A 27000-nucleotide genomic window follows, 5' to 3' on the forward strand; every position below is an offset into this window, starting at 1 on the left:
GCTAGCGATGTCACGGCAGCCATTGCGGTTTCCGACTCGCTACCGGGGCACATGCTTTTCAATGACCGATCACTGCTTCGCCTCCATTGGCTGGCCAAGCACGAATGGGCCGCCCTGAAAGCGTTGTGCGGGATCGTCGCGCAAGTCGCTCGGTGCGGTCGCGGGGAAACGTTCTGCGAACTGCGCTGCGCTGTCACGCGGGTTGAAGCCGAGGAAGCCGGCTTTCGTGTTGTCCCACCACTTGACCGGATTGTTCGACGCGCCGTACACGACCACGTGCCCGACGCGGTTCGTGAATAGCGAGCACCGCACAAGTTCGATGAAGTCGCGGTAGCTAAGATAGGTGACGAGCATGCGCGGGTTCTTCGGCTCTTCGAACGACGAGCCGATTCGCAGGCACACCGTCTCGATGCCAAAACGATCGTAGTAGTAGCGGGAGAGCGCCTCGCCGAAGCACTTCGTGACGCCGTAGAGGCTGTCCGGGCGCTGCGGCGCGTCGGCGTCGAGCACTTCGGTGACCGGATGAAAACCGATCGCATGATTGGAGCTCGCGAACACGACACGCTTCACACCGTGCTTGCGCGCGGCCTCATACACGTTGTATGTGCCGGCAATGTTCGCTCCGAGCAGATCGTCGAACGGGGCGTCGACGGAGATACCGCCGAGATGCACGATCGCATCGACGCCCTCGACGAGTTGCATCACCGCCGGCCGATCCGCCAGATCGACGATGCTCGTTTCCTCGTGCGGCGCAGGTTCGCCGAGCTGCGCGATGTCGCTCACGCGCACGACGTCGGCCCAATGGGCGAGCGCGCCGCGCAGCTGGCGGCCCAGGTTGCCGGCTGCGCCGGTCAGCAGCAGACGCCGGAAGGGCTTGGACGCTGTGACTGTTTGGCTCATAAAAGAACTCCTTGAAAATGATCTTTAGAAAACGTTTTCTGAACGAGAACGATGAAGGAGATTCAGCGCGGATTGCCGGATACACCGCTATCAGACAGCGATTGCAACAAATGACATTCGCCTGCCTGACCGCGCTTTCTGCGACAATCGGGAAACAAAAGAGAAAACGTTACCTTCTGCATGAAAAAACTTTCCCCAACTATTCGCGACGTTGCCGCGGCGGCCGGCGTGTCGGTCGCCACGGTGTCCAAGTACATGAACGGTGCGCAGCGCTTCTCCGCACCGGTCGAGGCGCGCCTGAAGGTTGCGATCGAGGAACTCGGCTACCGCTCGAATCCGCTTGCGCGGTCGATGATCACCGGCCGCTCCCGCACCATCGGGCTGACCATTCTTGACATCAGCAATCCGCACTTCACGAGCGTCGTGAAAGGCGCCAACCGCGTCGCGCTGCGGCACGACTACACGCTGCTGCTCGTCGACACCGACGAAAACCAGGCGCGCGAGCGCCCCCTGATCGAAGCACTCGCGCAGCGCGTTGACGGCCTGATCGTCAGCTCGCGGATGCCCGACGACGAGGCGCAGTGGCTGCTTGATCTCGGCAAGCCACTTGTGCTGTTGAGGCGCAGCGAGGCGCTGCCGATTCCGAGCGTCGGTATCGACAACCGGCTCGCAACCTACATGGTCGCGCGGCATCTGCTGAACCTTGGACATCGTCACATCGCCTACCTTGGTTTCGGGCAGGCTCGCATCAATGACGAGCGCATTCGCGGTGCGCGCGAGTGTCTTGAGGAAGGCGGCCTCACGCTCGACGTCTACGACGCTCACGCGCCGACCGCGCGCGCCGGCCAGGACGCGTGCTCGCGCATGATGCTCGGTCCGCGCAGGCCGCAGGCGGTGATCTGCTACAACGACCTGATCGCGCTCGGCTTCATGAAAGAGGCGGTGTCGCTCGGCATCAAGGTGCCGCACGAGCTGTCGGTAACCGGTGTCGACAACGTCCCGTACGGCGAGTACGCAGCGCCCGCGCTCACCACCGTCGATATTCAGAGCGAGAAAATGGGCGAGCTCGCGATGCAAAAGCTCATCGACGCGCTCGCGGGCCATGCGGAGGCTGGGCATTCGGTGTTCGAGCCGAGGCTCATCGTCCGTGAATCGACAGCGGCCCGCGGCTGACGCGTCTCACGCTTTCACGCGTTGAGCTTCGCGGGCGCCATGCGCGGCGTCAGCATCTGCATGACGGCAAGGGCGACGAGGTAGGCAAGCGCGCCTATCGCGAACAGCACCCAGTAGTGGCCGGTGCGTTGCAGGACCTGACCGATCACCTCCGAGAACAGCACCGCTCCGATCGAGCCCGCCATCCCGCCAATGCCGACCACCGCGCCCAATGCGCGCTTCGGGAAGAGATCGGAGGCGGTGGTGAAGAGGTTCGCGGACCAGCCCTGATGCGCTGCCGCCGCCAGCCCGACGATCGCGACGGCACCCCAGAGGTTGTCGACTTGTGAGACGAACGCGATCGGCAGCACGCAGCACGCGCAGATCAGCATCGCTGTCTTGCGCGCGGCGTTCACGCTCCATCCGGCGCGCAGGAGCGCCGAAGAGAGCCAGCCGCCGCCGATGCTGCCGACAGTCGTCATTGCATAGATGCAGACGAGCGGCAGACCGATGTGCTGCATGTCCATGCCGCGCGACTCGTTAAGCCACTTCGGCAGCCAGAACAGATAGAACCACCACACCGGATCGGTCAGGAACTTACCGATCAGGAACGCCCACGTCTGGCGCTTTCTGATCAGCACGCCCCAGCCCGGCGCGCGGGCGTTCACGTTGGCGGCATCGAGCGTTTCGACTTCGTCCTGCGTTTGCTCCACGGAGCTCGGGTCGGCAGACCGGTAGAGCGCGAACCATACGGCCAGCCAGACGATGCCCACCGCCCCGATGATCACGAACGCCGCACGCCAGCCGAACGCCAGCGCGAGCGGCGGGATGATGGCGGGCGCGAACACCGCGCCGACATTCGCGCCAGAGTTGAAGATGCCGGTTGCCAGCGCACGTTCGCGGCGCGGGAACCATTCGGCCGTCGCCTTGATGGCGGCCGGGAAGTTGCCGCCCTCGCCGATGCCGAGCAGCGCACGCACCATGGCGAAGCCGGTCACCGAGCCGACCGCCGCATGCAACACCGCGGCCAGGCTCCAGATCAGCATGGCGAGCGCGTACGAAATGCGTGTGCCCAGCCAGTCGACGATACGGCCGAAGCACAGCAGGCCGACCGCGTAGAACGCCGAGAAGGCGATCACGATGCGGCCGTACTGCACTTGGGTCCAGCCGATGTCGTGCTGCAGAAGCGGCGCGAGCAGACCGAGAATCTGGCGGTCCATGTAGTTGATCACGGTCGCAAAGAAGAGTAACGCGCAGACCGTCCAGCGATAGCGGCTGGCGACGCGGGCGAGGCCGATGACGGCAGTTTGCATTTAAGTCTCCGTTGCGCGGCGTCGCTTGTCGCGCCGCGCTATATGCCATTGACCGGGAGGAGCGCCAAGGCCCGCGATGCATGGCACTGCGGCGGCGCTACGCCCAAAACGCATCCAATTTGGAAAACGTTTTCCTATAGTATAAGATTTCCAATGCCTTGGAAAGACCTTGTTTTACCTAGTCTTGTGCGCGGTGCGTCAATGGTGAGACCATCTCGCCCTGATGTTGAGTTAAACGTTTTCTTTCGCATCCGCAGCGATCTGTGTCAGGTCGGGATGGTGCGACGTCTACGGACATCGGACGGGCGCAGCGGGCGGAATGCGGAGGCGTTCATGCCGGCGCGAACAGATGGGAACGAACAGCGGACACGCTTGTGAAATCGCTAGTTTCAGCATCGATCCACCTACAATCAGGAGACAAAAATGCGTTCATCGCGAAAATCATCCGTTGGTTTGGCGTTCAGTACACTGACGCTTTTTCTCGTCAGTGCATGCGGCGGCGGCGTGAATGGCGGTCCGAATACTCCCGTTTCTTCCGCGGCCACGGTTTCTCTGCACGGAATTGTCTATGGCGCGACGGATACGAGCGTCCCGTCAGGAGCCGGCGTGCCCATCACCGCGATGGGACAGATGAGAGCACTCTTTGACCTCATCAAGAAGGCGCCGGATTTCACGCAAGTGGTGATGGACCTTGGCGACGGCAGCCCCGTGCACGTGCTCGATACCAATACGGGCGATAAATTTCTGCCAGGCAAGCTGGCGCTCGGGCTGTCGTACATATTGATCGATATGAAGACGAAAGGAGATCCGAAATATTCGGATTACCTCGCGACGTATCAAAAGATAACGACCGCGATGATGACGCAGACGAGCGGCGCCAACTACACGTATGCCAATACGTCCTGGGGCGAGTACTACTACCTCGTTGCGCTCAATAATTTCAAAGCGCACGGTATGCTCAACGAGGTCTTCAGTGACGCCATGCTGGCTACGCTGCAAAATCGCCTGACCTTCTGCGATATGTTCGGTGCGGATGCGAGCGGCATGAAGAATACGTGCCCCGCCACAGGGACGATCGACGTTGCATCGCTCAATACCGCGCAGAATTACTATGCCGTCTCTTACGGTATTGCGGGGCTGAGACAGAAACTCGGATGGAGCAATCCGACTTTCTTTTCCGCCACCGACCCGACTGTGGCGTCGAAAGGCGCGCGCGACGCGCTTCTGTACACGCTCACGAATCACATTGGAAAAGACTCGTCCGGCGGTTTTTCCGACGAGGCCTCGAATACCCATACGACCTATTACGATCAGGCACGCTTCGATCGATACAGCACGTTGCTCATTGGCGAAGTTGTTGAGCGAACGTTCGAAATGGGCAATGAGGCCAATCTAACGCCCGAATTGAAATCCTATCTGCGCAAGTCAGTCGATCTCATTCTTCCCCAGCTCAACGCAGACGGCCAGGGTTTCAACTATGGCAGGTCCATCGGGCCGTACGGGGACTCCGCCTTTATGGAAATTCTGACTGCCGCGGCAAATGCCGGCGTATTGTCCGCCCAGGAAATGCAGGTGGCCTATTCGTTTATCTATAAGGCGGCTTATCGCTTTGACACGTTCTGGTACGACCCGACTCTGCCCACGCCTTCGGTGAATATGTGGGTCAAAGGGCGCGGCACCGATGCGTATCGCGGCAAACCTCGAGTCATGGGTGAGAATTTCAGCCTTTTACACCAGTACATGTACGTGAATGCCTGGTGGAACAAACTCGGTTTTGGTGGCGCGGCGCCCATGTCTGATTCCGATTTGCAAGCCTGGCTGGACGCGAGGCCGCATTACACGCTCACCTGGTACAACTTGCCCACCGATACGGCTCACCCGTACAGCGCGGCGCTCATTACGGTGCGCGACGGCAAGCGCGTCATCAATCTCAACTTGAGCCAGGCACCTGACTACAATTCGTACTCGCCTTATTACCCGACGCCGTTCTCCGACAAGCTGATTTATGGCACAACGGATCTGGGCTATGCGTTGCTGATTCCGCAGGTTTCCTATAACGGGAAAACCTACATTCCGGTTACGTACTATAAAAACCTGAATGTTCAGGAAACCAACGGCCAGGTGGTCGTCACTTTCGACACGGCCAAATTCCGGCAGGCCGTCAAGAATGCAACCTATGCCACGGATATCGACCTGCAGGTCCACACGGTTCTTACGTTTGGTCAAGGCACGCTGACGCGAACCGATACGCTGAGTTCTGGAACATTGACCGGCAACATCGCGGTCGAGACGGACTTCACGTCTTTTGCGGATTTCCAGAACACCACAGCGAATAGCGATGGTTTCTCGGTTAAGTATGCCAATAGTAATGCGACCAGCTATGGCACTACGGGTTTTGACAGTTGTGCTCTGTCTAACTTCGACATGGCGGCCGGAGTGACCAATCCGTTGTCGACCACGCCGATCGGGCAGTTGCATTCGAACTTTGCCTGTACGACGCGCCCCTTCGCACTCAACGCGGGAAGCAATCGTACGTTCACCTGGACACTGAAGTACGCCGGTTCGAATTGATCCTGTGAAGCGCGCCGGCCTTTATAAAGGCCGGCGTCGCCTGCTTCGGGCGAATAGCACCGAGCCCATTTCGATCATCTCGATCAAAATTTTGTCAATTGCGGCGTTCTTGAGGTTGCCATAAGGACCGGCAAGAGACGATCGGAAAGTTTTCGATTGCGGCATAGCGCGCTAACGGTCCGCGACGAGAGCGACATGCTCGTTGCCGTTGGCATGCAGTATTTCATTAGCATTACTATTATTTCAATTAGCTGATCGCATCGCCTCCGCACTACAGGCCGACCATTCGGCTATCCGGCAGTGAACGACACGTCTTCTATCGATCCGCAAAAAATATTTCAATTCATTACGCGGACACAATTGCGGCATACAGGGCGATGCGTACAGCGCGGGACAAGGGCAGGTTATGCAGCTGGACGTCAAGTGCGGCCATCTGACGCCGGTAGCTGCTGGTATCGGAAACGCCTCCGCGCTGCAAGATCCGCACGGCGTTCTGTTCGTGGCGCTGTAAGACTAATAGGCCATCACCTTCCCGCTCTTTTTAAGCTTGTTGCAAGAAGAGTGGGAAGGCTCGCGCTAATTCCGCTTGGCGACCGACTTGCTTCCTCAAGCGATTCCCAGCGCCTGCAAGATCGGTAGATGTACTTCAGCAAAGCGATTCGCTTTCGCAATCAGATCGCCGCTGGTGTTGAGCAGGCTAACGGAATCGCCCTCCGTGACGTGAGCTGGCGCGGGACTCGTGCGCAAAGCAGCCTCGGCGAATTCGGCCCACTGCGGTGGTTCCATCAGGTGACGTCGCCTCGCTAGCAGGAAGAGCTGTGGCACACGCGGAATCAAAACGCCTGATCCTGACACGGGACTGACCAAAAATTGCACGTCTCCATGCTGGAGCGCCTGCTCGCAAATGGCGGCGTTCAGCCTGTCCGATGACGGACGCGCGAGGTCAATGCGCGCCTCGTCCTGTACGTTCAGCAACACGCCGGCCCCCACTAACAAGGTCACGGCCTTGACGATGAGGGGGAGCGTAATGCCACGTCCGCGGACGCTGTTTTCGATATCGGCCAGGCTGGCGGGGTGATGGCTGGCAAGCGTGTCGAGAATCGGACCATATGAGCTTTCCGGTAGCGTCGCCTCTCCCAGCGCTCCGCGTACCTTCAGCAAGACCGAAGCCCTCGGCAGCGCCAGCATGACGCGATGCGCGCGCAGCGCCGTCTGCTGCGCATCTTCACTTTGCGCGCGACTCCCTTTGACCCAGTAATCTCGCCGCATCGACCGGTTGATGCAAAAGTCGCGTACGGTCTCACGTAAAGCGGTATCTGGAATGCCCGCCAACAAGGCGCGTTGAGCTGGGTTGAGATTGATCTCGTCAACGTGATCGCGATAGTCCGCAGAACAGCCATAAGTCAAACCGCTCGCGGCAAGCGACGATGTGACCTGCGAGAACGTCATGGGCTGCCAGTCACGATTGAAATATTCATGCGCGAGGTAGTGCGGGCTCTCGTTGCGCAATGCGTCGACACGTTCAGCCACCAGCGGGTTGACCACGGTGTAGCCGGGTTGCGTCGCAATCACGGTTTTTACGAAATCCATCGCCGCTGCAATGTGCGTCTGGACTTGCGTTTCGGTAGGCGCGTTGCCGTGCGCATTGAGCCGCGCGCTCGCCTGGAAATGACAATTCATCAACTCGCGCACCGGCAACATCGTGGCCCACCCGGGCTGGGTGTTATAGCTCATGGACACGACGCCGCCGTCATTGAGTTTGCGTCGTATGAAATCGGCAATGAGTGCGCGGTTTTCGTCGGAAATCCAGCTCCAGATGCCGTGCATGCCGATGAAATCAAAATTCGGCAAATCGTCTCGCGTACAGAATGCCGAGAAGCTTTCAGCGAACAATTTCGCCTGCGATCCGGCGCGCTGTGTCAGTTGCCGTGCAAAGCTTGCATGAGACGGGTTGAAGTCAGTACCGAACCATTCTGTAGCTGACCCGGCTGCGTGGATGTTCACGCTGACGCCGTGGCCGAATCCCAGTTCGCAAGCGGTACGCAGGACCGGAGGGGCGATTCCCGACTGTAGCAACGGAAGTCTAAGGCGCAGCGGATCCAGCTCGTCGCAATAGCCATACGTGTATGCAATACCATCAATGCTGCCGGCTTTCCACTCACTCACGTTCTGGCTCTCGTTTTCTTGAAGGATCGTCGTGCTGGAACGACGTCTTCCCAAGCCACTTTCAGCAGAGGCTGGGCGATACGGTCAACGTCGCCGGGCGCGGATCTCGCCGCTGCCGGGTCGGCGTGATGCGAAGCCTCTCATAGCGCAGGCCCGTTTGTCTATCCACAGTCCTACGCCAGACATTCCTACGCGGTTTCCCGCTCTGATAGCAATTCCTTCAGGCTCTCGTAAGGTAACGTCGCTTACATTCATGCGCCGACGGCGATGACGCTCAACTGCCGGCTGGATGATCCAGGACGAGGCTCGAGTCTTTGGTCATTCGACACACCTCGCTATCCACTCGACACTCGTCCTTCGCCATGAATAGTTCTGACTCCCAGCCGCAATCCGATGTGTGGTCCGATTGGCTTTTACATATTCGGCACGGAGATGATCCAGAGCGCGAACGCGCACTTCAACTCGAACTCAAACACTATGTGGACCGCGTTCTGGACGGCGCGAGGCTTGCCCCTGGCATGACGCTCGCCGACATCGGCGCAGGCGATGGACTGATTGGCTTGAGCGCTATCGACCGTATAGGCCCGTCGCTGCGCGTGCTTTTGACCGATATCTCGGCGCCTCTGCTTCGTCACACTGAAGCACTCGCAGTTCAGCGGAACATGCGGGATCAATGCACCTTCATCCAATGCTCCGCCGAATTGCTCGATGGCATTGAGGATGACGCTGTCGACGCAGTCACGACACGAGCCGTTCTCGCTTATGTTCCCGACAAGATGGCCGCCATGCGGGAATTTCATCGGATTCTCAGACCTGGTGGTCGGCTATCGATCGCTGAACCGATTATGCGCGACGATGCAATCGAGGCAAGCTCGCTGCGGAAAATCGTTGAAAGTTTGCCCGAGAAAGCCGGGGACAGCTTCTTCCACCTGATGCATCGCTGGAAAGCCGCTCAGTTTCCCGATACTGAGGAAAAAATTGCTGCGAGTCCGATTGCCAACTACGGCGAACGCGATCTGGTCCGCTTCGCTTTAGATGCGGGATTCGCGGATATTCATATGGAGCTCCACATTGATGTACGCTCGGCGGCGGTCACCTCCTGGGACGTGCTGCTTGAAAGCTCGCCTCACCCGTGGGCTCCGAGGCTCAGCGACATTCTCGCGACGCAGTTCACCGTGGACGAACGACTATTCTTCGAACAGATACTCCGTCCGCAAGTTGAAGGTCGCCAATTGGTGATGGCCGAGCGCACCGCTTACCTTACCGCATCAAAACCTCCTCGCTGACTTAGGGAGTCCGAAAAGTCTCTTCAGGGTCGACGTCGAAGTCCGGCATGAGACCTGACCTGACAAGAAGCGGCTAAGGCGCGCCTGCTAAACTTGTCACGATTCGGACCTTAGCGTCGTTGAGTAAGTCAATCATGAAGAGTAGTTCAAAAGGCGGCCTTGTCTATTCCACAGATGGCGGGCGGATGTGTCCCGAATGCAGGCGGGTGCTTGCGGAATGTGTCTGCACAACGCTTGCCGGGACGCGGCCGGTAGGCGATGGCGTGGTGCGGGTGACTCGCGAGACCAAAGGTCGGGGCGGGAAGAGCGTGACGATCGTTAAAGGGCTGGCGCTCGATCCTCTTGCCTTGGCGTTGCTAGGCAAGCAGTTGCGCACGGCCTGCGGTTCTGGTGGAACGGTCAAGGATGGCGTGATTGAAGTGCAGGGCGATCACTGCGAGCGGGTCATCGAAACGCTCAAAAAGTACGGTCACAGCGCGAAACGGGCCGGGGGCTAATCTCTTCAATGGGTGACGGCGTGATGAGTTGAATGTGACGCGTGTCGCGTCGATGAACCCGGCTTCGATAAAATCACGCGCTCGGGCGACACCACCACTGACACGCTCCCAGCGCCGTACCGCAACGCAACGCGTGGTTCATAGATGTTTAAGCACACCGCTCGCCAGCTTGCGCAGTTCGTCGAACTGCGTAACGAGTTCGAGGCACAGAAGAAAGGCCAGCATTGCTGAAGGCCCCGGGCGGCGTTCGATCCATCGCAGCGTTGGGGGCGCGTAGCGCACGCGGATCGCATCTCGCGTCAGGAGATAAGTAATTCCGACTCCCACAGCGGCGCCCACCAGCAAATCGGTTGGGTAGTGAAAGCCGAGATAGGCGCGCGGAACGCAAATGAACAGCACGGTGTAGAGAATCGCCAGCACACCGATGCCATGCCACACGAGGAAGATGCCGGTGGCGACCGCCATCCATAGCATCGCGTGATCGCTTGGGAAGGAACTCCAACTTGTTAGCAGTGCGTCCTTGATATCGTTACCTGCAAAGTGCAGTTGCAGTTCGGCGCTATAGAGGGGGCGCACTCTGAACGGCAACCAGTGGGTCAGCAGTCTTCCGACGAAGAGCGCCACGAGGCCACTGAGAAGCGTTGCGAGAACCATTTCTCGTCGCCATTCGCGGCGCTCGTCCTGCTGAAACCACATCCACCACAGCACGGGAATCAGTACGAGGCCTTTGAAGGTGTAAAGGTCGGCGATGGCTGCTATGGATTGGGCCGCAAAATGACCGAAGTGTAGGTTAGACAAATAGGTTTCGATAGACGAATCGAAGCTGTTCATCATTTTGTAAGAAACTTGAGCTGGTCGCATCGAGGCTAGCATAGCCCATTGGATGCGCCGCATTTTTAGTGCTTACTTTCACTGACAACTTTTACTGCGCGCCGAGACGCGCCGTACAAACTGCGGAAGCGCTGTGCCGACCTGCTGCCATAACTTGTCCATGCGATCGCACGGCGACCGAGTTCGACTTTTGTTGACGGGGTCCATATCTCTGACTAAAGTCAGAGATATGTGCGTATCCGACCTTCTCCAGATTCGTAGCTTTAACCGCATAGTCGCCGAAAGCATTGGTGCTACCGATGATCATTTCCTCGGACGCGGCCGCCCGATGGGTGAGTCACGCTTGCTATGGGAGATCGGCGTCGACGGTGCGGATATTCGTACTCTTCGCGCGCGGCTAAATCTTGATTCAGGCTATGTCAGCCGTACGTTGGCATCTCTCGAACGGCAAAAACTTGTCGTTGTCCTCGCTCATTCGGGCGACCGCCGGGTACGCCGGGCTTGCCTGACTCAGGAGGGCCTCATGGAGAGGGCTGAACTCGAACGGCTCTCTGACGCGGTCGCTTTACGCGCGCTCGAACCGCTCGGCGATGAGCAGCGTCGGAGACTGGTCGCGGCCATGTCTGAGGTTGAACGCTTGCTACAGGCATCTCTCGTGCATTTTGCCCTCGAGGAGCCGGATAGCGATGACGCGCGATGGTGCTTTGAACAGTATTTTGGCGAACTCGATGAGCGCTTTGACGCAGGATTCGACCCGTCCATGAGCCTGTCGGCGGATGCCGATGAATTGACGGTGCCGAAAGGAGCGTTGATCGTCGCGAGACTCCATGGAAACCCGATTGGCTGTGTCGCGCTGAAGTTTCATAAGAAGTCCCCAGCCGAGCTCAAAAGAATGTGGGTGAGCCCTTCCGCACGCGGGATGGGTGTAGGCCACCGGTTGATTGTTGAGGCGGAGGAACGGGCTCGGCAGGCCGGAGTGCGCATTATTCGCCTGGAGACAAATCGAAATCTGCGCGAGGCGATTTCGCTATACCGGCAATCGGGATACGTCGAAGTCGATGCGTTCAGCGCGGAACCGTATGCCCATCACTGGTTTGAAAAGCGACTAGTCTGAACGGCCGTCATTCTTTGCTTTGCGGATTTTCGACTGTCGCTGATGATCGTCTCATCTGGGTCGAGCCTGCGTGAAAACGCCATGATCTTGCGGTCATTGACCGAAATAAATCGGCTGCATGCCGTCATTGTCCAGATGATGGTTGCTCTTGCGGTCGCCGGCTGCCGACGAACCGTTGGTAGCCACACCGCCGTAGGCGCTTGAGCTGTCGCGTTGCGCTGCGACGCGCGCTTCGGCCGCCTGAATCTCGACCGGGTAGTTCGCGTCTTCGCCGCGGGACTGGTTGTAGCCGGCCGCTTGCAGCTGGACGAGTTCCGCACGCGCCTGTGCGCGGGTCAGCGCGGGCGCGTCGGCGTCTGCAAAAGCGGGAGCAGCGATAGCGGTTGCAACGGCAAGGGCGGCAAGAATGCGGATCTTCATGATTTTCTCCATCGACTAAATGAGCTTGGCGGGTGCGCCTGAGGCCTTCATGGCTTCAATTGCTTAATATGCATTCCGAATCAATATAGTAGAGTCGTTCACGTAAGAACGACTCCCTGACCACCTCAGAACGGCTATTGCTGCTGCGTGGAAGAAGCTGAAACCAACGTTGAGTGCGTTCGTTAACGTTCTTAGTGGCGGTCTGAATGCTCAGCAGGTTTCGGGCGGTGTCATGCAGCTTTGGGATACCTTCTTCCTGGTTGTACCTTTGGTATCAACTACCTTTGCATCGTTCCCACGACTCTTTGCGGGTGTAGGTCGTGAGCAACTCGCGTGGCTTTTAATCGATGAAGCCGGGCAGGCCGCTCCGCAACAGGCTGTGGGTGCAATATGGCGTGCGAGACGCTCGATCATCGTTGGCGACCCGCTTCAGCTCGAACCGGTTGTGGGTGTGCGCGAGGAACTGATGCAGCCGTTGTTGCAACGCAGTTTTTCTGAGAACCATTGGGCGCCGCCTGCAGCATCTGCTCAAACGTTGGCCGATCGGGCTAACCGCTACGGCATGCTTCTCGGGAATCCGGATTCTGATAGTCGAGTGTGGTTGGGCTCTCCTTTGCTCGTGCACCGACGCTGTCTGGATCTCATGTTCAAAATTGCCAATAGCATCGCCTACCATAACAAAATGGTCTATGGCGCTGAAGAAGATGCAGGTCCTGAAGGCATTGGACGGAGTCGCTGGATTGACGTTCCTGCTGAGTTCTCCGAAGGGCACTGGGTGGAAGCACAGGCATCCGTCGCACTGGATCTCATTCACGCAATCACTGGGGGAACGCTGAAGCAGAAGGGGCAATTTAAGGCCTATGTCGTCACTCCTTTCAAAACTGTCTCGGATAAATCTTGTGAGCTTCTGTCAACGCGTTACGGAGAGGCCAGCAAGGGTATGGCTGGCACGGTACATACGTTCCAAGGCAAGGAAGCGGAGCACGTCATATTCCTGTTGGGAGGTAACCCCAAGACTCCGGGCGTAATCGCGAGCTTCGCCGGCGCAAAGCCGAACCTCGTCAATGTCGCCGTTACGCGCGCCAAACGCAGGCTCTATGTGGTCGGCGATCTTGCCTATTGGACGGGTCCTTCCGACCTTCATCGTATCTTCACCAGAATGGCAGAGGAGCTGGACGTGGGATATCGCGAAAGCGACCTCAAACCTGTCGGGTCGCAGTTCGGGGCAGGGATGTTGACTAGCGGGCACGACGCTTAGAGCGGGGAAGATCGACCGTAGCAGTAGGCGCCACGGTGAATAGGGGGCAAGTGAAGGAGCGGCTGTGGACGATCTACCTTCGATGAGACGGCTAACGCGAGTTGCGGTTTGGGAGACCTGACAGCGCTCAACAACAATCAAACATTCGCAACTCTTTGGGTTAACCTACTTATGATTAGTCAACGCGATCTGGCAGAGATTATCGGAAGTGAGATTACGGGAGTTGGCATTAATCCAGCGTCAGTTTCGATTGAGTTCAGCCGCGGATGCCGTGATAGTGGAAGTGGATGGATTTTGATCCAATGCGGCTTTTCTTTACAACACTCGGAAGGCGAAAGTATCGGCAACGGGAGTTCTCCGCAGTCCAGTACCTGTCTGCACCGCTGCGTGCATAAAATTGTCGTCGACGCCAACTTTGACGAACACAAAGTGTTGACGCTGGTCTTGGATAGTGACTTGATCGTTCGGGTTGTTCCCGAACTGGATGGCCTTGAATCGTATGTCCTCCATACCTCACAAGGAATTGTGCCCATTATTGCTGTTTGATTTATACCCAACGAAGGTCGGGTTGAGCGTCCGCTCTGAAGAGTCGCGACAGATTGCTCGGGGTCGATCAGCGACACTCAAAACGCCCACTTGGACGCCTAACTAACGATCATCAACCTGGCGCTCCATGACGATCCACGCTACTCGTTGCCTGATGAACTGGGCACAGTCGACTCGTTGGGCCTCACTTACGTGCACATCCCGGTCCAGTTCTCTGCGCCCAAGGAAGCGGACCTGCTTGCGTTCTTCGAAGCAATGGATTCGCACCGCGAGAGGAAGCCGTGGATTCACTGTGCGTCCAATATGCGGGTTTCGGCTTTCATCGGGCTATATCGTGTCGTCCGTCAGGACTGGGACGTCGTGTGCGCCTTTGATCTGATGCGTGGGCTCTGGAAGCCAAACGAAGTCTGGACTTCCTTCATCGAAGCCGCGATTGAAAGGCATCGTGGCTAGCCAGCCTATCCCTCGAGATGGAAGTACCCCGGCAGGCCGGGCCACGCCTCCCATGTCAGTCGTTGACTGCCGCCTGTCCGGCTCGGAGCCGTCGTAGAAGGCAGACTGTTGAACGCGGGCTGTCGGCCAGAACCGGTCGAACGCGGCTGCTCGCTTACTGGCGGTGTAAGCCCGAACCGCCGAAAATTCCCGCGCTGCGCCGTGTGCATATGAGCCTCGCGACCGATAGCCGGCCCCGACTAAGCATCGTGAGCAGCCGTGCCAAAATTCGCTGACGGATCGGAACGCCCGACATGGTACTGGATGCGGTGTGTTCTGGTGATTTACCGATTTTTCAAACGCATCGAAGCGCGCCAAGGTTAAAGCTGACTCGGGCGCAGCGAACTCCCCAACAGCGTAAGCGCGGTTCGCGCGAGTCGAGAAAAATCGGAGGGTTGATTTCTGTGGCCTGATTGCTGTCCGCCGATCAGACAGGTGTGCGACGCGCGCAATGAGTTCCGCATCGACAGGGTTGTCTATCCTCGCACGGCAAACCGAGATGGCGAATGACAATCGGGTGCAATCCACCCGCTCCTGGTATTCGGCAACCGGTGGGTCTTGGCGCGCCCATGCCCGAATTTCGATTTCTCTCTGCGGCCGTTTGTCGGCGGCCACCACCAGGTAACGTGCCAGCACGTCATCCAAGGTGCGCCCCTCTGCCGCATACGCGAGCATCCGATCGGTGTAGTCCGACTCCCATTGCACGAGCAGGGTACGGACGAAGTCCTCTTTGCTACGGAAATGATGATAGAACGAGCCGCGCGTCACATTCAATCGCCGAGCCAGGCGCTCGGCGGAAACACCCAGATATCCTTCCTGATCGAGGGCATCGAACCCAGCAGCAATCCATTGATCTCGTGTCAACATTTGGTGATACCGATAACGTACAGACTGTGTATGGTCGTGCCGGCGTCGCTAGACTGCAGTTTCCACAGCGAGCGGAGCCACCAATGAAGCAACTCGCGCTGATCACCTTTGAGCAGTTCATCGACATCGACCTGTTCTTGATGTGGGATATTCTGGGGCGCAATCGAGACGATTGGCAAGTTCGCGTATTGGGCAAGCAATCGGAACTCCGATCTTCAAATGGTCTGCTGATCCACACACACGGCCGACTCGAAGAGGCCAACCATGCCGATGTTGTGTTATTCGCCAGCGGTAAAGAGGGTGTGCCGGCTGCCATCTCGGACGCAACCTTCATGGGGGCGTTCCAGCTGGATCCAAGCCGTCAGTTGATCGGTTCTATCTGTGCGGGCGCGTTCATTCTTGCGCGGCTGGGCTTGCTTCCGGAAGGCCGAGCGACAACACATCCTGATGCGCGAGCGGCCCTGCACGCAGAAGGCGTGGAATTGGACGACAGGCCGTTCACGAGCAGTGGCAATGTCGCGACGGCTGGCGGATGTCTTGCCGCACTCTATCTGGTCGGCTGGGTTGTCGAACGCCTGTTCGGTACACAGAAAATGCTGGAGGCATTACGGCCGGTATTGCCTGCGGGCAGTATGGCATCTACGAAGGGCTGGTTGTATCCAGCATCGAGCAAGGGGGCACGCAATATCGTGGCCGTTGATTCTTTGCGGCGTTGGACAAGGACTGAGGTGAGGCACCCATGACCAAAGCGCGCGCCGTGCCCATGCCTAGCGACAGCGTGCTTGCGCCGCTCTACGCGGGCGCAGACCTTTCAGACGCCTTTGCAATTCGACTGCCGGCAGAGGCCAGCGATGATCTGGAGGCGCTGGCACGCATCGTGTTCGAGCGGCAGGCGTGGTGGATTCGTGCACTCTTGCGTGTCCGCGATATAGTGATGGTGACAGTCAGCGTCAAATCGTCTCACGCCGTCGGTCTTGCTGGAGCAGCGCGTGGGCCAGTTATCGGCTTCTTTCCGCTGCTGTCAAAGAGTGCGACGGAGTTGGTCGTGGGCGCGGATGACCGGCATCTCGACTTCCGCGTCACCATCCAACTTCGCGCCGATGCGGCAAATGGGCGCGAGCTGCTCGCGGGGACAGTGGTGCATTGCCATAACAGACTGGGACGTATCTATCTTGCGACGATTGCGCCGTTTCATCGCGTGATCATGCGGGCGAATTTGGAACGGGCGGCCAGAGAAATGAGGACTTGAGCATGCGTAGCGGCACGACGGGTGGACTCATGACTGGGCACTACGCTGAACTCCACGGTTGCTGGCGGCTGATCTCTTTCAATACCCAGCTTCAGGATTCAAACGAATGCACTCAACCTTGGGGCGCCGACCCGAGCGGGTACCTTATCTTCAGCTCTGATGGGCGAATGATGGTACTGGTTACCGCAAAGACGCGGGAGCCAGGAAACACAGATGAGAAGACGGCGGCACGCTTCCGTACCATGATGGCCTATACAGGTCGGAATCGGATAGATGACGACAGGTTCATTGCAACGATTGACTCGTCTTGGAATGAGGCCTGGAACGGCAGTGAGCAGGAACGATACTACGAGCTTGCTGGAGACACGCTCGAAGTCAGCACTGCCTGGATGCCGAATCCATTGGTGCCAGGAAATCCAATTGGAAGGGGTGTTCTCGTCTTTATACGCGAGTAGTTTTCGCGGCACCGAGTTCGCAATGTTGGTTTCAGGACATCAACTTGACGATGAGTCCGGCAACCGGGCGGGCACCTATGGCTGACTCAATTTGTGACGGCCTCCTTGGGTCCAGTGCGAAGCGTCCGGGTGAGTGAGGCAGTCGGAAAGCGGTCATCGCTGTGTTGCCGCATCGCAGCAGGTCTTTTCAGCGCATCCGGAACGTCCGGTTTCTGGCAGGCGATTCGCCACTTCCACCGGCTCCTTTGGGTCGACTTCAGTCCCGGCGTTTTCCGGAAGCAGTCATTCGACTGGCTGCGATCAGATCGAAGGCCAACGACTGCAAAGGCCGAACGCCACCCAGCCTCGTCCTACCGTCCCTTGTCCGTTCGGCCAAATCAGACATTTAGCCTGCAAGGTTGAAGGCAACCCATGTGGCCTGCCTAATAATTATCAAGTCGTTGGGAAACACCCAGCGGCCAGGTTTAGCAGCCTGCGACGCAAACCGCACACCCGCCCAGGCGGGTCGTGCGTCTACCTCTGCACGTCTATATTTCAATGGGCGGGCCGTGGTGGGGAGCTGCAAGGCTCGCCGGTTTGTTTGTGTCCCGGTCTGCTAAGTGTTGCTGGTAAACGCGTTTGAATTTTGTTAACTTCGGCGAACCCATTGCGCCGGAGTCCAGATGAAGTGTGTTGTAGAGCTGAGCGAAGCCGAGGAAAAGACCTTGCAACAGATGTCGTTGAACCACCAGCATCGCGACATGCGCATCCGGGCCGCGGGCGTGATGATGCTCGGCCGCAAGATCAAACTGACTGAAGTGGCTGCGCAGCTCAGCGTGAGCGGGCAGTCGGTCTACAACTGGGCGCGCGCGTGGCGGGAATCCGGCATATGTGGGCTGCTGGTCGGTCATAAAGGCGGACGTCCCCGTTCGTTGTCTGAAGCCATGATCGCCACCGCCATCGAGGCGGCCAGCGCCGAATTGATGACGCTCAGACAGATTGCGCAGCGCGTTGAAGAAGCTCATGGTGTGCCGTTTCCCTGCCGCCTGGATACCTTGTCGACTGCGCTCAAACGAGCGGGGTTTTCCTACAAGCGTGGTCGCTATTCGCTCAAAAAAAGCGTAACCCCGAGGAGTTCGCCGTGAAGGCCTCCACCCTCGCGAAGCTACAGCAGGCCGCACTCGACGGTGCGTGCCAGCTGTTCTACTTTGATCAATCGGGGTTCAGTGCTTCGCCCCCGGTGCAGCGCGGCTGGTCGCCCATCGGCGAACCGCATCGTGTGTTCCCGCAACCGCACTGCAAACGCTCCGTCCTTGGTGCACTGGATTTCGGCGCCAACCTGCTGACGTATCACACCAGCAAGACCACGATCAAACGCCCCGATGTCGTGCAATTCCTTGAGCAGATCGCGCGGAAAAGCACGCCCGGTCTGACGACCGTAGTGGTGCTCGACAACGCCTCGATCCATCACAACATCGATCAGGAAACAATCGACCGATGGTTTCTCGAACATCGCATGGTGCTGTTCTATCTGCCGCCCTACAGCCCCGAACTGAATCTCATCGAAATCCTCTGGAAGCACGCCAAGTATCACTGGCGCGGCTTCGTCACCTGGACCAAGGAAACCATCGATGCCGAGGTCAAAAAACTGCTCGACGGATTCGGCTCAGATTTTCAAATCAGATTTTCGTGAACACTTAACCCGCTTCGTGCCCGCTCACCCGCTTCCCAGGCGAGCGTCGGGCGATCCAAGAAGTAACAGGGAGATCGCACCATGAGCAAGTCCATCAAGAATCAACCGGCTTCGCGTCCGCCTGTCGACGCACTTCAGTACGAAAAGCTTGCCCTCTCGGCATTCGATTTATGCGATCGGCACCTGGGTCAACTGGATACCTTGATCACACTTGCGTCTTCGATACGTAGGAATCCTTCCATCACGCTCGAAGAAAGACGACTTCGTCAGATGCTTCTTGAATTGCTGGTGGACACGGCGGAGCAATATCAGCAGGAACTCGAATGCGACCGCGAGCTGTACCAGGTGATTGCGCTCGACGCAAAGGGTGTGCCGCAAGGCCGCATCACGGCACTCCATGCGGCAAACCTGCTTGCAGAGGCATCGCAGAGAGCGAAAGAACCTGCGATCACCGCAATTGCGACACAGCTCACAAGCCCGTCATCGGAAAGCGCCTGAACGTCAACAGCCGACGCGGTGCCACAACCGGTCTCGCGTCACACCAGGCGATCGAGCAAGGCCGGCGAGAGCTCAGCGCATACACATAGACGTTCGCGCCCACGTCCGGAGTGGGCGGGTCAGGCAACCCGCCCCCCTCCAATCAAGCCTTCAACGGCAGCCAGATTTCTAACCCGCCCATGCCGCTGACCGGATCGAACTTCTCGTCATAGCGCTCGAAATTCGGTGCATCGGCGGGAATATGTCCCGACGTCGGCAGCCATTGATTCCAGATCGTGTTCCAGGTGCGCCGTACTGCCGCGATATGTTCGCGGTGGCTGAACACCGCATAGCGCTGCGGGGAAATGCGCAAGCGGCTCAGCTCGGCAGGCAATGCTGAGAAGTCGCCGACTTCGACGCCGGTCAGATAGTCGATATTGCCGGCGTCGTCAGCGTTGTAGCAGACGCCATACGCCACCTTGCCGACCTGGCCCGGTATTCTGCCGAAGTAGTCGCCAAAGCGCTGCCACTGCGATGGAATCGCGGCGCAGGTTTCGCTCGTATAGCGCTCGCTCAGGCCCGCGACGAGCAACGGTTTGCCGTCTTCGAAACGCGGCGGTTCGAGATGTGCGAGAAGGGTTTCGTCCATTTTGATCGGCTCCAAGATAGCAAGGTTGTCGAGGTGACCACGCGCGCGCAGCGCTTCGGGTGTGAGTCCGAATTGCTCGCGAAACGCCCGCGTGAATGCTTCGTGAGAACCGTAACCGGCGTCGACGGCGACCGTCAGGATGTCGGGGGCACCATCGGCGAGCCGTCGTGCCGCTTCACTCAAGCGGCGCGTGCGAACATAGCGCATCACCGAAAACCCGGTGGCCGCTTCGAAAGCACGCGCCAGGTGAAAGCGCGACACGCATCCGCAGTTGGCGATGTCGTCGAGCGTCAACTCGCGGGCAAAATGGCTTTCGATAAACCAGAGCGCCTTTCCAACGGGGTTCATATCGGCTCTCATGTTTGCATGAAGCCAGCATAGCCAGGCAACATCCGGCGTATTTGATCGCGCTTGCGGTTTTGTAGTTGATTTCTCGGATGGCTTCGCGATCGGCCTTGCTCGGCTGTCATTGCAGCACGCTCAGGTAGACGAAACATCGTCGGCCGGCGAACCGAAATACACCGTCGCTTCAACAATCTGACCATTCCTCGTGCGAATGAACTCGGTATTGCGAAACGCCGTGCGACCTTTCGGCTTGCAGGCGTACGTGACAAATGCCTCGTTGTCTTCAACGAACAGCTTGTCGATGTGGATGCGTTCGATCTGTTCGTTGAACGGCCCGCAGTGTTCGAAGTAGGCCGCTTTGCTGAGGTGGTCGTCGCGCGGGCTGCTGAAGGTGAAGTCGTCGCTGAGCAGCGGCTCGATTGCGCCGCGGTCTTTGCGTTCGTACGCGGCGAAGTAGTCGCGGATAAGCGTGGAAACGTCGGTGCCGGTGGCCATGATGTGAGCTCCTTCGTATGCGTGCTTCGTAGATGCCCCGCGCAGGTCAATAGTTTTCTGTCGCCGCCTCGTTGCCGGCCGCGTGAGGATGTTCCGAGGCAGAAGACGCGCCGTGACCGTGTGCGCCCGCTTGAGCGCTGGCTGGCTGTCCCGGGCGCAATAGCAAACCGCCCAGCACACCGGCCGCCGCCGCGAAGATCGCGCCGAACAGAAACGCCACGTGGTAGCCGCTATTGAGCGCGGCCGCGGCGCTTTCAGAAGCCTGCATCGCGTTGCTGCGCGCGGCCGCGAGACTTGCGAGCACCGCGAGGCCGAGTGCGCCCCCCATCATGAACGACGTATTGACGATACCGGAGGCGAGACCCGAATCGCTCGGATCGACGTCGCTCATGGCGGCCAGCAGCAAGGGATTGAACGCGATGCCCGCGCCGAAGCCGAGCAGGATCATGCCGGGCAGCACGTCGAGCACGAAGTTGCCGTTGACCGGTGCCCGCGCGAACAGCGCGAGGCCACACGCCGCGACGAGCAACCCGGCAGCAAGCGGAATGCGCAGACCGAAGCGCATCACCACACGCGCCGACAGTCCCAACGAAAAGAACGCCATGATCAGATTGGCCGGTAAAAACGCGAGCCCGACCTGCAAAGGCCGGTAACCGAGCACGCGCTGCAGATACAACGCGGAGATGAAGAACCATGCGAACATCGCCGCCGCCCAAAGCACGCCGACCACATTTGCGGTTGCGACATTGCGCAAGCGGAACAGACCGAGCGGCATCAACGGATGCTGCACGCGTGCTTCGATAATGAGAAATATGGCCAGCAACGCGAGCGCGGCGAATAGCAGGCCGAGCGTCTGTACCGAGGTCCAGCCAGCTTCATTGCCATTCACGACGGCGTACACGGCAAGCATTAGCGAAGCGGTGACTGTCACCGCACCGGCCACGTCGAGCCGTTCGCCATGCGCATGACCGCGCGCCGACGGCAGGAGCGCGACGCACAGCGCGTAGACGGCGATGCCAATCGGCAGGTTGACGAGAAAGATCCAGTGCCAGCTCAGCAGATTGGTCAGGAGGCCGCCGAGCAACACACCGATGCTGCCGCCCCCCGCACAGACGAAGCCGTACACGCCCATCGCTTTGGCCCGTTCGCCGGTCTCGGTGAACAGATTCATGATCAGCGACAGTGAAACAGCGGAAACGACCGCACCACCCAGACCCTGCACGGCACGCGCGCACACCAGCAGGATTTGCGAATTCGCCATGCCGCAGGCGAGCGAGGCCAGCGTGAACAGCGTAATGCCGCCGAGGAACAGCTTGCGGTGCCCGTAAAGATCGCCGAGCCGCCCGCCAAGCAGCAGGCAGCCGCCGAAGGTGAGCATGTACGCATTGACCACCCACACCAGCGAGGTCTCACTAAAGCCGAGGTCCGCGGCGATCGACGGCAACGCAACGTTCACGATGGTCGTATCGAGCACGATCATGAGCACGCCGAGGCACAGAACGATCAGCGCCAGCCAGCGTTTGTTGCCGTGGATGGAATGGGTCATGCAGGGGCTCCTTTGCCTTGATCAAACGGTGCAGTCGGGTACGAGCGTATGCCGGACGCGTAGCCGCTCGGCACGAAGTCGGAAACCCGGTCGGCAACCCGTTGATGGCAATGGGAAATTTTAGTCTAGCACCCGCGACTTTTGATCCACAACTACGAATTCCTGGGCGGCATGGGCCGTCAATCGCCATGCAGCAGTTCGTACTTGCCGCCGCGCTCCAACGCCCGCTGATAGGCCGGCCGCGCGTGAATGCGTTTCAGGAAATCGACGACGGCGGGAATCTGTCCTTCCATGCCGCCGCGTGCGGTGGCAGCTTCGAGCGGAAAGCTCATCTGAACATCGGCCGCGGTGAAATCGTTGCCCACAAACCAACCGGTCGCGCCCAATTCCTTATTGATGTAGCCGAGGTGCAGCTTCAATTGCGGATCGATGAAACTCGATTGCAGCGTGAAGGCGATCTTGCGGGCGATCGGTTTGGCGAAGAACGGCATGGGCGCGCTGGCGATGCGCAGGGCGATCAGCTTGAGCAGCAGTGGCGGCATCGCCGAGCCTTCCGCGTAGTGCATCCAGTAAGTGTAGCGCAGATGCTCGGGTGTGCCTGCTGCCGGCGCGAAGCGGCCCTGACCGTACTTGCCGACCAGATACTCGATGATCGCGCCCGACTCGGCGAGAGTCTGGCCGTCGTCAGTGATGACGGGCGACTTGCCGAGCGGATGCACCGCGCGCAACTCAGGCGGCGCCAGCATCGTTTTCGGGTCTCGCTCGTAGCGCTTGATCTCGTACGGAACGCCGAGTTCTTCGAGCAGCCACAACACGCGTTGCGAGCGGGAGTTGTTCAGATGATGGACGATCAGCATGGGTCGAGGGAAGTTGGCCAGTGAAGCGTCACATCATAGGGATATTGCGCCGAGGTGTGGCTCTACTTATCCTCCCCCTTCGAAGAAGGGCTACGGTGCTACACGAGCGTACGCAATTCAAAGCGTTTGAGCTTGCCCGTTTCGGTGCGCGGCAGCGACTTGATGAAGGAGATCATGCGCGGGTATTTATACGGCGCCACGCTGTTCTTCACGAAATCCTGCAGTTGCGCGACCAGTGTGTCGTCCGGCGTATAGCCCGGGTTTAGCACCACGAAAGCTTTGACGATCTGCCCGCGCGTTTCGTCGGGCACGCCGATCACGCCGCATTCGGCCACCGCCTCGTGTTGCAGCAGCACGCTTTCCACTTCGGGCCCGGAGATGTTGTAACCGGCGGAGACGATCATGTCGTCGGCGCGGGCTTGATAAAACACGTAGCCGTCTTCGTCGAGATAGACCGAGTCGCCGGGAAGGTTCCAGCCGTCGCGAACGAAGTTCGTTTGCCTTGCGTCGGCGAGATAGCGGCAGCCCGTCGGTCCACGTACCGCGAGTTTGCCGATCGTGCCGGGCGCCACGGGCTGCATAGCGTCGTCCACGGCTTGCACGACATAGCCCGGCACCGCGCGACCGATCGCATTCGGACGAATTTCATCGCCATGCGCCGAGATGAAAATATGAATCAACTCCGTGCCGCCGATCCCGTCGATCATGTCGATGCCGGTTGCGTCGTGCCATAAACGACGCGTTGAATCCGGCAACGCCTCTCCCGCCGAGACGGTTTTCTTCAGGCTTGAAACGTCGTGATGCACCACGAGCGGCGCCATTTGCCGATAGAACGTCGGCGCGGTGAACATCATCGTTGCGTGAAAGCGTTCGACGGCTTGCAGCAAGGTCTCGGGCGTGAGGCGCTCGATCAGCACTGTCGACGCACCCGCGCGCAGTGGAAAGCACAGCATGCCGCCAAGGCCGAAGGTGAAGGCGAGTGGCGGCGTGCCGCAAAAGATATCGCTCGATGAAGGCTTTAAAACATGACGCGGAAACAGATCGCACATCGCCAGAACGTCGCGATGAAAATGCATACAGCCTTTCGGTGCGCCCGTCGTGCCGCTGGTGAAGGCGATCAGACAGACGTCGTCAGCGGCGGTGTCGCATGCAGTGAAGTGGTCCGGCTTGTTGATCGCGAGCGTGTCGAGCGAATCCGCGGAGTCGTCATGAAACAGGCGTGTTTGCTTCAGGCACGCGCAATAGAACTCGTCCTGTGGATTGTTGCAGCGCGCGAGTTCATCGGTCAGGCGTGCGTCGCATAGCGCGACGCTGACTTGCGCCTTCTCGATGATCTGCTTGAGTTCTTTTGCGCGCAGCAGCGGCATGGTGGGCACCACTACGAGGCCGGCCTTCAGCGCGGCGAGCGCCGTCACCGCCATATGCAAGGTGTTCGGACCGCGCAGCAACACGCGATTGCCCGGCTGCAAACCCATCTCATCGATCAGCACATGCGCGCTTCGATTCACCAGGGCCAGCAACTCGCCATACGTGGTTGCCTGCGGTTTGCCATCTACCTCCGACCAGATCGCTGGACGGTCCTGATGTCCCGCTTCGATCGTCCTGTCGAGTAATTCCGTCGCGCAATTGAAGCGCGCCGGGTAAGCCACGTCCGGGTTGTCGAGCAGAAAAACAGGCCATTGATCCTGCGGCGGAAGATTGTCGCGCGCGAAGGTATCGACGTGTGCTGACGGTTCCATCATGTTCTCCCGGGCAATGAGCCGGCTGATTGCGCTTCAGTTGGCTTGGTGGCTTTCGTGCTTCGTGTGCTGCGTGTGCTTAAAGCGGAACGACTGCCGTCGCTTCGATTTCGACCTTGGCTTCGTCTTCGATCAAGGCGACGACCTGGACCGCGCTCATCGCGATGTCGTAGTCGCCGATCAGTTCGCGAAAGGCACGGCCGATATCTTTTAGCGAAGCGAGGTATTCGCGCTTGTCCGTGACGTACCACGTCAAGCGGACCAGATGTTCGGGTCTGCCGCCCGCTTCGTGCAGGACGGCGAGGATGTTCTTGAGCGCCTGGATCGCTTGTTGCGCGAAGTCGGTGGTCTGAAAACGCGCCTGTTCGTCCCAGCCGATCTGGCCGGCAATGAACACTTGCGTACCGGTTGCCGCGACGCCGTTTGCGTAGCCGCGCGGCTTGATCCAACCGGCGGGAAGGAGAGTTTTTTTCATGAGCGATGCGCCTCGATGGATTCAGGCTGTGGGGCGAACCTCGCGAGTGCGCTCGCGATGTCGTCGGGAATGTCGATGGATGTGCCGCTTTCCAGCGATGTTGTGACCAGCACCTGCTTCGCGCTGAAGCGGGTTTCGTTACCGTGCCGGCCGACGATCTCGAGATTGATCGAGCGCCGCCCCACCTTCGTGACAGTGAGTGATAGCGTGATCGTTTCACCCATCTGGCTCGGCCGCGAAAACTCGCAATCGAGTTTGACGATCGGCAGGCCGATGCGGCGTTGCGCGATCATCTGCGCATAGTCGATCCGCAGGCCTTCGTTGAACCAGTCTTCGACCAGGGCGTTGGTCATCACCAGATATTGCGGAAAGAACACGATGCCGGCCGGATCGCAGTGCTGGAAACGGACGCGGACCGGTCTTTCGAAGGTCGTGTTCATTTCGCTGCGTCCTTGGCGGTTTCCGCGGCGTGGGCCTTCAGGAGGTCGCGGCCGACAATCAACTGTTGCACTTCGGTCGCGCCTTCATAGATCCGCAACGCACGAATTTCGCGGTACAACATCTCGACGGCTGTGCCGCTTTGCACGCCCATGCCGCCATAGAGTTGCACGGCGGCGTCGATCACTTGTTGCGCGCCTTCGCTGGCGTGCCACTTGGCCATCGCGGCTTCACGCGTGACGTTTTCGCCCTGATCGCGCAGCCAGGCCGCGCGATAGACCAGCAACGCGCTGCTGTCGATCGTCAATGCCATCTGGGCGAGTTTGGCTTGCGTCAGCTGGAAATCGCCGAGCGTCTGTCCGAACATTTTGCGCGACGACGCACGCGAAAGGCCTTCAGCCATGGCATGACGCGCGAAACCCAAGGAAGCCGCCGCCACCGACGTGCGAAAAATATCCAGCGTACGCATCGCGAGCTTGAACCCCTCGCCGGGCGCGCCGAGCATCTGGCTGCGCGGCACGCGTGCACCGGCAAAATGCAGACGCGCGAGCGGATGCGGCGCGATCACGTCGATGCGTTCGGCAATCTCCAGACCCGGCGTGTCGGCATCCACGATGAAGGCGGTAATGCCGCGTGCGCCCGGCGCTTCGCCGGTTCTCGCGAACACCACGTAGAAATCAGCGATGCCGCCGTTGGAGATCCACGTCTTGTCGCCGTCGAGTACGTAGAAGTCGCCGTTTTCGCGCGCTGAGAGGGACATCGCGGCAACGTCCGAGCCCGCTTCCGGTTCCGACAAAGCGAAGGCGGCGATGGCCGTGCCGTTTGCGACGCGCGGCAAGTAGCGCGACTTTTGCTCATGCGTGCCGCCGAGCGAGATCGCGCCCGAGCCGAGTCCTTGCATCGCTAAGGCGAAATCCGCGAGTCCGAAATGTTTGGCGAGGGTTTCGCGCAGCAGGCACACGGCGCGTGTATCGATGGTGTCGCCATTCCCGCCATAGGCAACGCCGCCGACGCCGTATTTCAGCCAGCCTGCCGAACCGAGTTCGCGGACGAGGTGGCGGCAGGTCGCATCGACGTCATCGTGCGCTACGTGCGAGAGATTCTCGCGGCACCATGCTTCGATACCCGCAGCCAGTTCGCGATGGCGCGGTTCGAAAAAAGGCCAGGCCAGCGCGCTGTGCAGATCCATT

Annotated in this window: 27 protein-coding genes; 13 read left to right on the forward strand and 14 right to left on the reverse strand. The window is 59.2% G+C overall.

Features of this window, described 5'->3' with window-relative positions; all coding sequences use genetic code 11:
* Positions 1-69: 69 nt before the first annotated feature.
* Positions 70-900 carry an NAD(P)-dependent oxidoreductase gene (locus B0G76_RS18530; protein WP_120293878.1) on the reverse strand — a complete coding sequence of 277 codons (831 nt, stop codon included), beginning with the start codon at positions 898-900 and terminating at the stop codon, positions 70-72.
* 180 nt (positions 901-1080) lie between these two features.
* On the opposite strand from B0G76_RS18530, the gene B0G76_RS18535 reads away from it, so the two are divergent.
* A complete protein-coding gene (locus tag B0G76_RS18535; protein ID WP_120293879.1) occupies positions 1081-2073 on the forward strand; it encodes a LacI family DNA-binding transcriptional regulator in 993 nt (330 codons plus the stop codon).
* Between the two features lie 14 nt (positions 2074-2087).
* On the opposite strand, the gene B0G76_RS18540 is transcribed toward B0G76_RS18535, so the two are convergent.
* The gene (locus tag B0G76_RS18540) at positions 2088-3365 is read right to left on the reverse strand and encodes an MFS transporter (RefSeq protein ID WP_120293880.1); all 1278 of its coding nucleotides are present in this window, start codon (positions 3363-3365) and stop codon (positions 2088-2090) included.
* Between the two features lie 423 nt (positions 3366-3788).
* Here B0G76_RS18540 and B0G76_RS18545 point away from each other — a divergent pair, with 423 nt between their 5' ends.
* Positions 3789-5936, forward strand: coding sequence for a hypothetical protein (locus tag B0G76_RS18545; protein ID WP_120293881.1), 2148 nt, complete (start codon positions 3789-3791; stop codon positions 5934-5936).
* A 606-nt stretch (positions 5937-6542) separates the two neighbouring features.
* Here the strand turns inward: B0G76_RS18545 and B0G76_RS18550 are convergent.
* Positions 6543-8102, reverse strand: coding sequence for a class I SAM-dependent methyltransferase (locus tag B0G76_RS18550; RefSeq protein WP_120296518.1), 1560 nt, complete (start codon positions 8100-8102; stop codon positions 6543-6545).
* A gap of 362 nt (positions 8103-8464) precedes the next feature.
* Between B0G76_RS18550 and B0G76_RS18555 the strand changes: the two genes are divergently transcribed.
* Positions 8465-9388, forward strand: a complete 924-nt coding sequence (locus tag B0G76_RS18555) for a class I SAM-dependent methyltransferase (protein WP_120293882.1) — start codon at positions 8465-8467, stop codon at positions 9386-9388.
* Between the two features lie 134 nt (positions 9389-9522).
* Positions 9523-9885: a translation initiation factor Sui1 gene (locus B0G76_RS18560; protein WP_120293883.1), complete on the forward strand. Its 363-nt coding sequence runs from the start codon at positions 9523-9525 to the stop codon at positions 9883-9885.
* A gap of 138 nt (positions 9886-10023) precedes the next feature.
* Here the strand turns inward: B0G76_RS18560 and B0G76_RS18565 are convergent, their stop codons facing one another.
* The gene (locus tag B0G76_RS18565) at positions 10024-10716 is read right to left on the reverse strand and encodes a phosphatase PAP2 family protein (RefSeq protein WP_120296519.1); all 693 of its coding nucleotides are present in this window, start codon (positions 10714-10716) and stop codon (positions 10024-10026) included.
* Between the two features lie 229 nt (positions 10717-10945).
* On the opposite strand from B0G76_RS18565, the gene B0G76_RS18570 reads away from it, so the two are divergent.
* On the forward strand, positions 10946-11830 hold the full coding sequence (locus tag B0G76_RS18570) for a helix-turn-helix domain-containing GNAT family N-acetyltransferase (RefSeq protein WP_120293884.1): 885 nt from the start codon (positions 10946-10948) through the stop codon (positions 11828-11830).
* 93 nt (positions 11831-11923) lie between these two features.
* Here the strand turns inward: B0G76_RS18570 and B0G76_RS18575 are convergent, their stop codons facing one another.
* Positions 11924-12250 (reverse strand): DUF4148 domain-containing protein, encoded by a 327-nt coding sequence (locus B0G76_RS18575; protein WP_120296520.1) that lies wholly within the window; start codon positions 12248-12250, stop codon positions 11924-11926.
* A gap of 169 nt (positions 12251-12419) precedes the next feature.
* Between B0G76_RS18575 and B0G76_RS18580 the strand changes: the two genes are divergently transcribed.
* Complete coding sequence (locus B0G76_RS18580) at positions 12420-13508, forward strand: DEAD/DEAH box helicase (RefSeq protein ID WP_147394060.1); 1089 nt, start codon at positions 12420-12422, stop codon at positions 13506-13508.
* A 108-nt stretch (positions 13509-13616) separates the two neighbouring features.
* A complete protein-coding gene (locus tag B0G76_RS42490) occupies positions 13617-14054 on the forward strand; it encodes a hypothetical protein (RefSeq protein ID WP_147394061.1) in 438 nt (145 codons plus the stop codon).
* A gap of 327 nt (positions 14055-14381) precedes the next feature.
* On the opposite strand, the gene B0G76_RS44575 is transcribed toward B0G76_RS42490, so the two are convergent.
* On the reverse strand, positions 14382-15413 hold the full coding sequence (locus B0G76_RS44575; protein ID WP_310793941.1) for a TetR/AcrR family transcriptional regulator: 1032 nt from the start codon (positions 15411-15413) through the stop codon (positions 14382-14384).
* Positions 15414-15496: 83 nt separating this feature from the next.
* On the opposite strand from B0G76_RS44575, the gene B0G76_RS18600 reads away from it, so the two are divergent.
* The 6 genes from B0G76_RS18600 to B0G76_RS18625 all read left to right on the forward strand — a co-directional run bounded on the left by B0G76_RS18600 (position 15497) and on the right by B0G76_RS18625 (position 19287).
* Entirely contained in the window at positions 15497-16156 is a 660-nt protein-coding gene (locus B0G76_RS18600; RefSeq protein WP_310793942.1) for a DJ-1/PfpI family protein, read from the forward strand.
* Positions 16153-16662 (forward strand): DUF2867 domain-containing protein, encoded by a 510-nt coding sequence (locus B0G76_RS18605; protein WP_120293888.1) that lies wholly within the window; start codon positions 16153-16155, stop codon positions 16660-16662. Before B0G76_RS18600 ends, B0G76_RS18605 begins: the two co-directional genes overlap by 4 nt.
* A 29-nt stretch (positions 16663-16691) precedes the next feature.
* Positions 16692-17117, forward strand: a complete 426-nt coding sequence (locus tag B0G76_RS18610) for a lipocalin-like domain-containing protein (protein WP_120296521.1) — start codon at positions 16692-16694, stop codon at positions 17115-17117.
* A gap of 662 nt (positions 17118-17779) precedes the next feature.
* Positions 17780-18241 carry a helix-turn-helix domain-containing protein gene (locus B0G76_RS18615; protein ID WP_259460486.1) on the forward strand — a complete coding sequence of 154 codons (462 nt, stop codon included), beginning with the start codon at positions 17780-17782 and terminating at the stop codon, positions 18239-18241.
* Positions 18238-18789, forward strand: a complete 552-nt coding sequence (locus tag B0G76_RS18620) for an IS630 family transposase (protein ID WP_120289909.1) — start codon at positions 18238-18240, stop codon at positions 18787-18789. Before B0G76_RS18615 ends, B0G76_RS18620 begins: the two co-directional genes overlap by 4 nt.
* Positions 18790-18870: 81 nt before the next feature.
* Positions 18871-19287, forward strand: coding sequence for a hypothetical protein (locus B0G76_RS18625; protein ID WP_120293889.1), 417 nt, complete (start codon positions 18871-18873; stop codon positions 19285-19287).
* A 142-nt stretch (positions 19288-19429) separates the two neighbouring features.
* Here B0G76_RS18625 and B0G76_RS18630 read toward each other — a convergent pair whose 3' ends face one another.
* The 8 genes from B0G76_RS18630 to B0G76_RS18665 form a co-directional block, all read right to left on the reverse strand.
* A complete protein-coding gene (locus B0G76_RS18630) occupies positions 19430-20263 on the reverse strand; it encodes an AraC family transcriptional regulator (RefSeq protein WP_120293890.1) in 834 nt (277 codons plus the stop codon).
* A 132-nt stretch (positions 20264-20395) separates the two neighbouring features.
* Positions 20396-20755 carry a nuclear transport factor 2 family protein gene (locus B0G76_RS18635; RefSeq protein WP_120293891.1) on the reverse strand — a complete coding sequence of 120 codons (360 nt, stop codon included), beginning with the start codon at positions 20753-20755 and terminating at the stop codon, positions 20396-20398.
* A gap of 46 nt (positions 20756-20801) precedes the next feature.
* On the reverse strand, positions 20802-22301 hold the full coding sequence (locus B0G76_RS18640; RefSeq protein WP_120293892.1) for a DHA2 family efflux MFS transporter permease subunit: 1500 nt from the start codon (positions 22299-22301) through the stop codon (positions 20802-20804).
* Positions 22302-22480: 179 nt separating this feature from the next.
* Positions 22481-23158 (reverse strand): glutathione S-transferase, encoded by a 678-nt coding sequence (locus B0G76_RS18645; protein ID WP_120293893.1) that lies wholly within the window; start codon positions 23156-23158, stop codon positions 22481-22483.
* Between the two features lie 98 nt (positions 23159-23256).
* Complete coding sequence (locus B0G76_RS18650) at positions 23257-24897, reverse strand: AMP-binding protein (protein WP_120293894.1); 1641 nt, start codon at positions 24895-24897, stop codon at positions 23257-23259.
* 79 nt (positions 24898-24976) lie between these two features.
* Positions 24977-25372 (reverse strand): RidA family protein, encoded by a 396-nt coding sequence (locus B0G76_RS18655; RefSeq protein ID WP_120293895.1) that lies wholly within the window; start codon positions 25370-25372, stop codon positions 24977-24979.
* On the reverse strand, positions 25369-25812 hold the full coding sequence (locus B0G76_RS18660) for a thioesterase family protein (protein ID WP_120293896.1): 444 nt from the start codon (positions 25810-25812) through the stop codon (positions 25369-25371). Before B0G76_RS18660 ends, B0G76_RS18655 begins: the two co-directional genes overlap by 4 nt.
* A complete protein-coding gene (locus tag B0G76_RS18665) occupies positions 25809-26999 on the reverse strand; it encodes an acyl-CoA dehydrogenase family protein (RefSeq protein ID WP_120293897.1) in 1191 nt (396 codons plus the stop codon). Before B0G76_RS18665 ends, B0G76_RS18660 begins: the two co-directional genes overlap by 4 nt.
* Position 27000: the final 1 nt, after the last annotated feature.

This window comes from Paraburkholderia sp. BL23I1N1 (genome assembly GCF_003610295.1).
GTDB lineage: Bacteria > Pseudomonadota > Gammaproteobacteria > Burkholderiales > Burkholderiaceae > Paraburkholderia.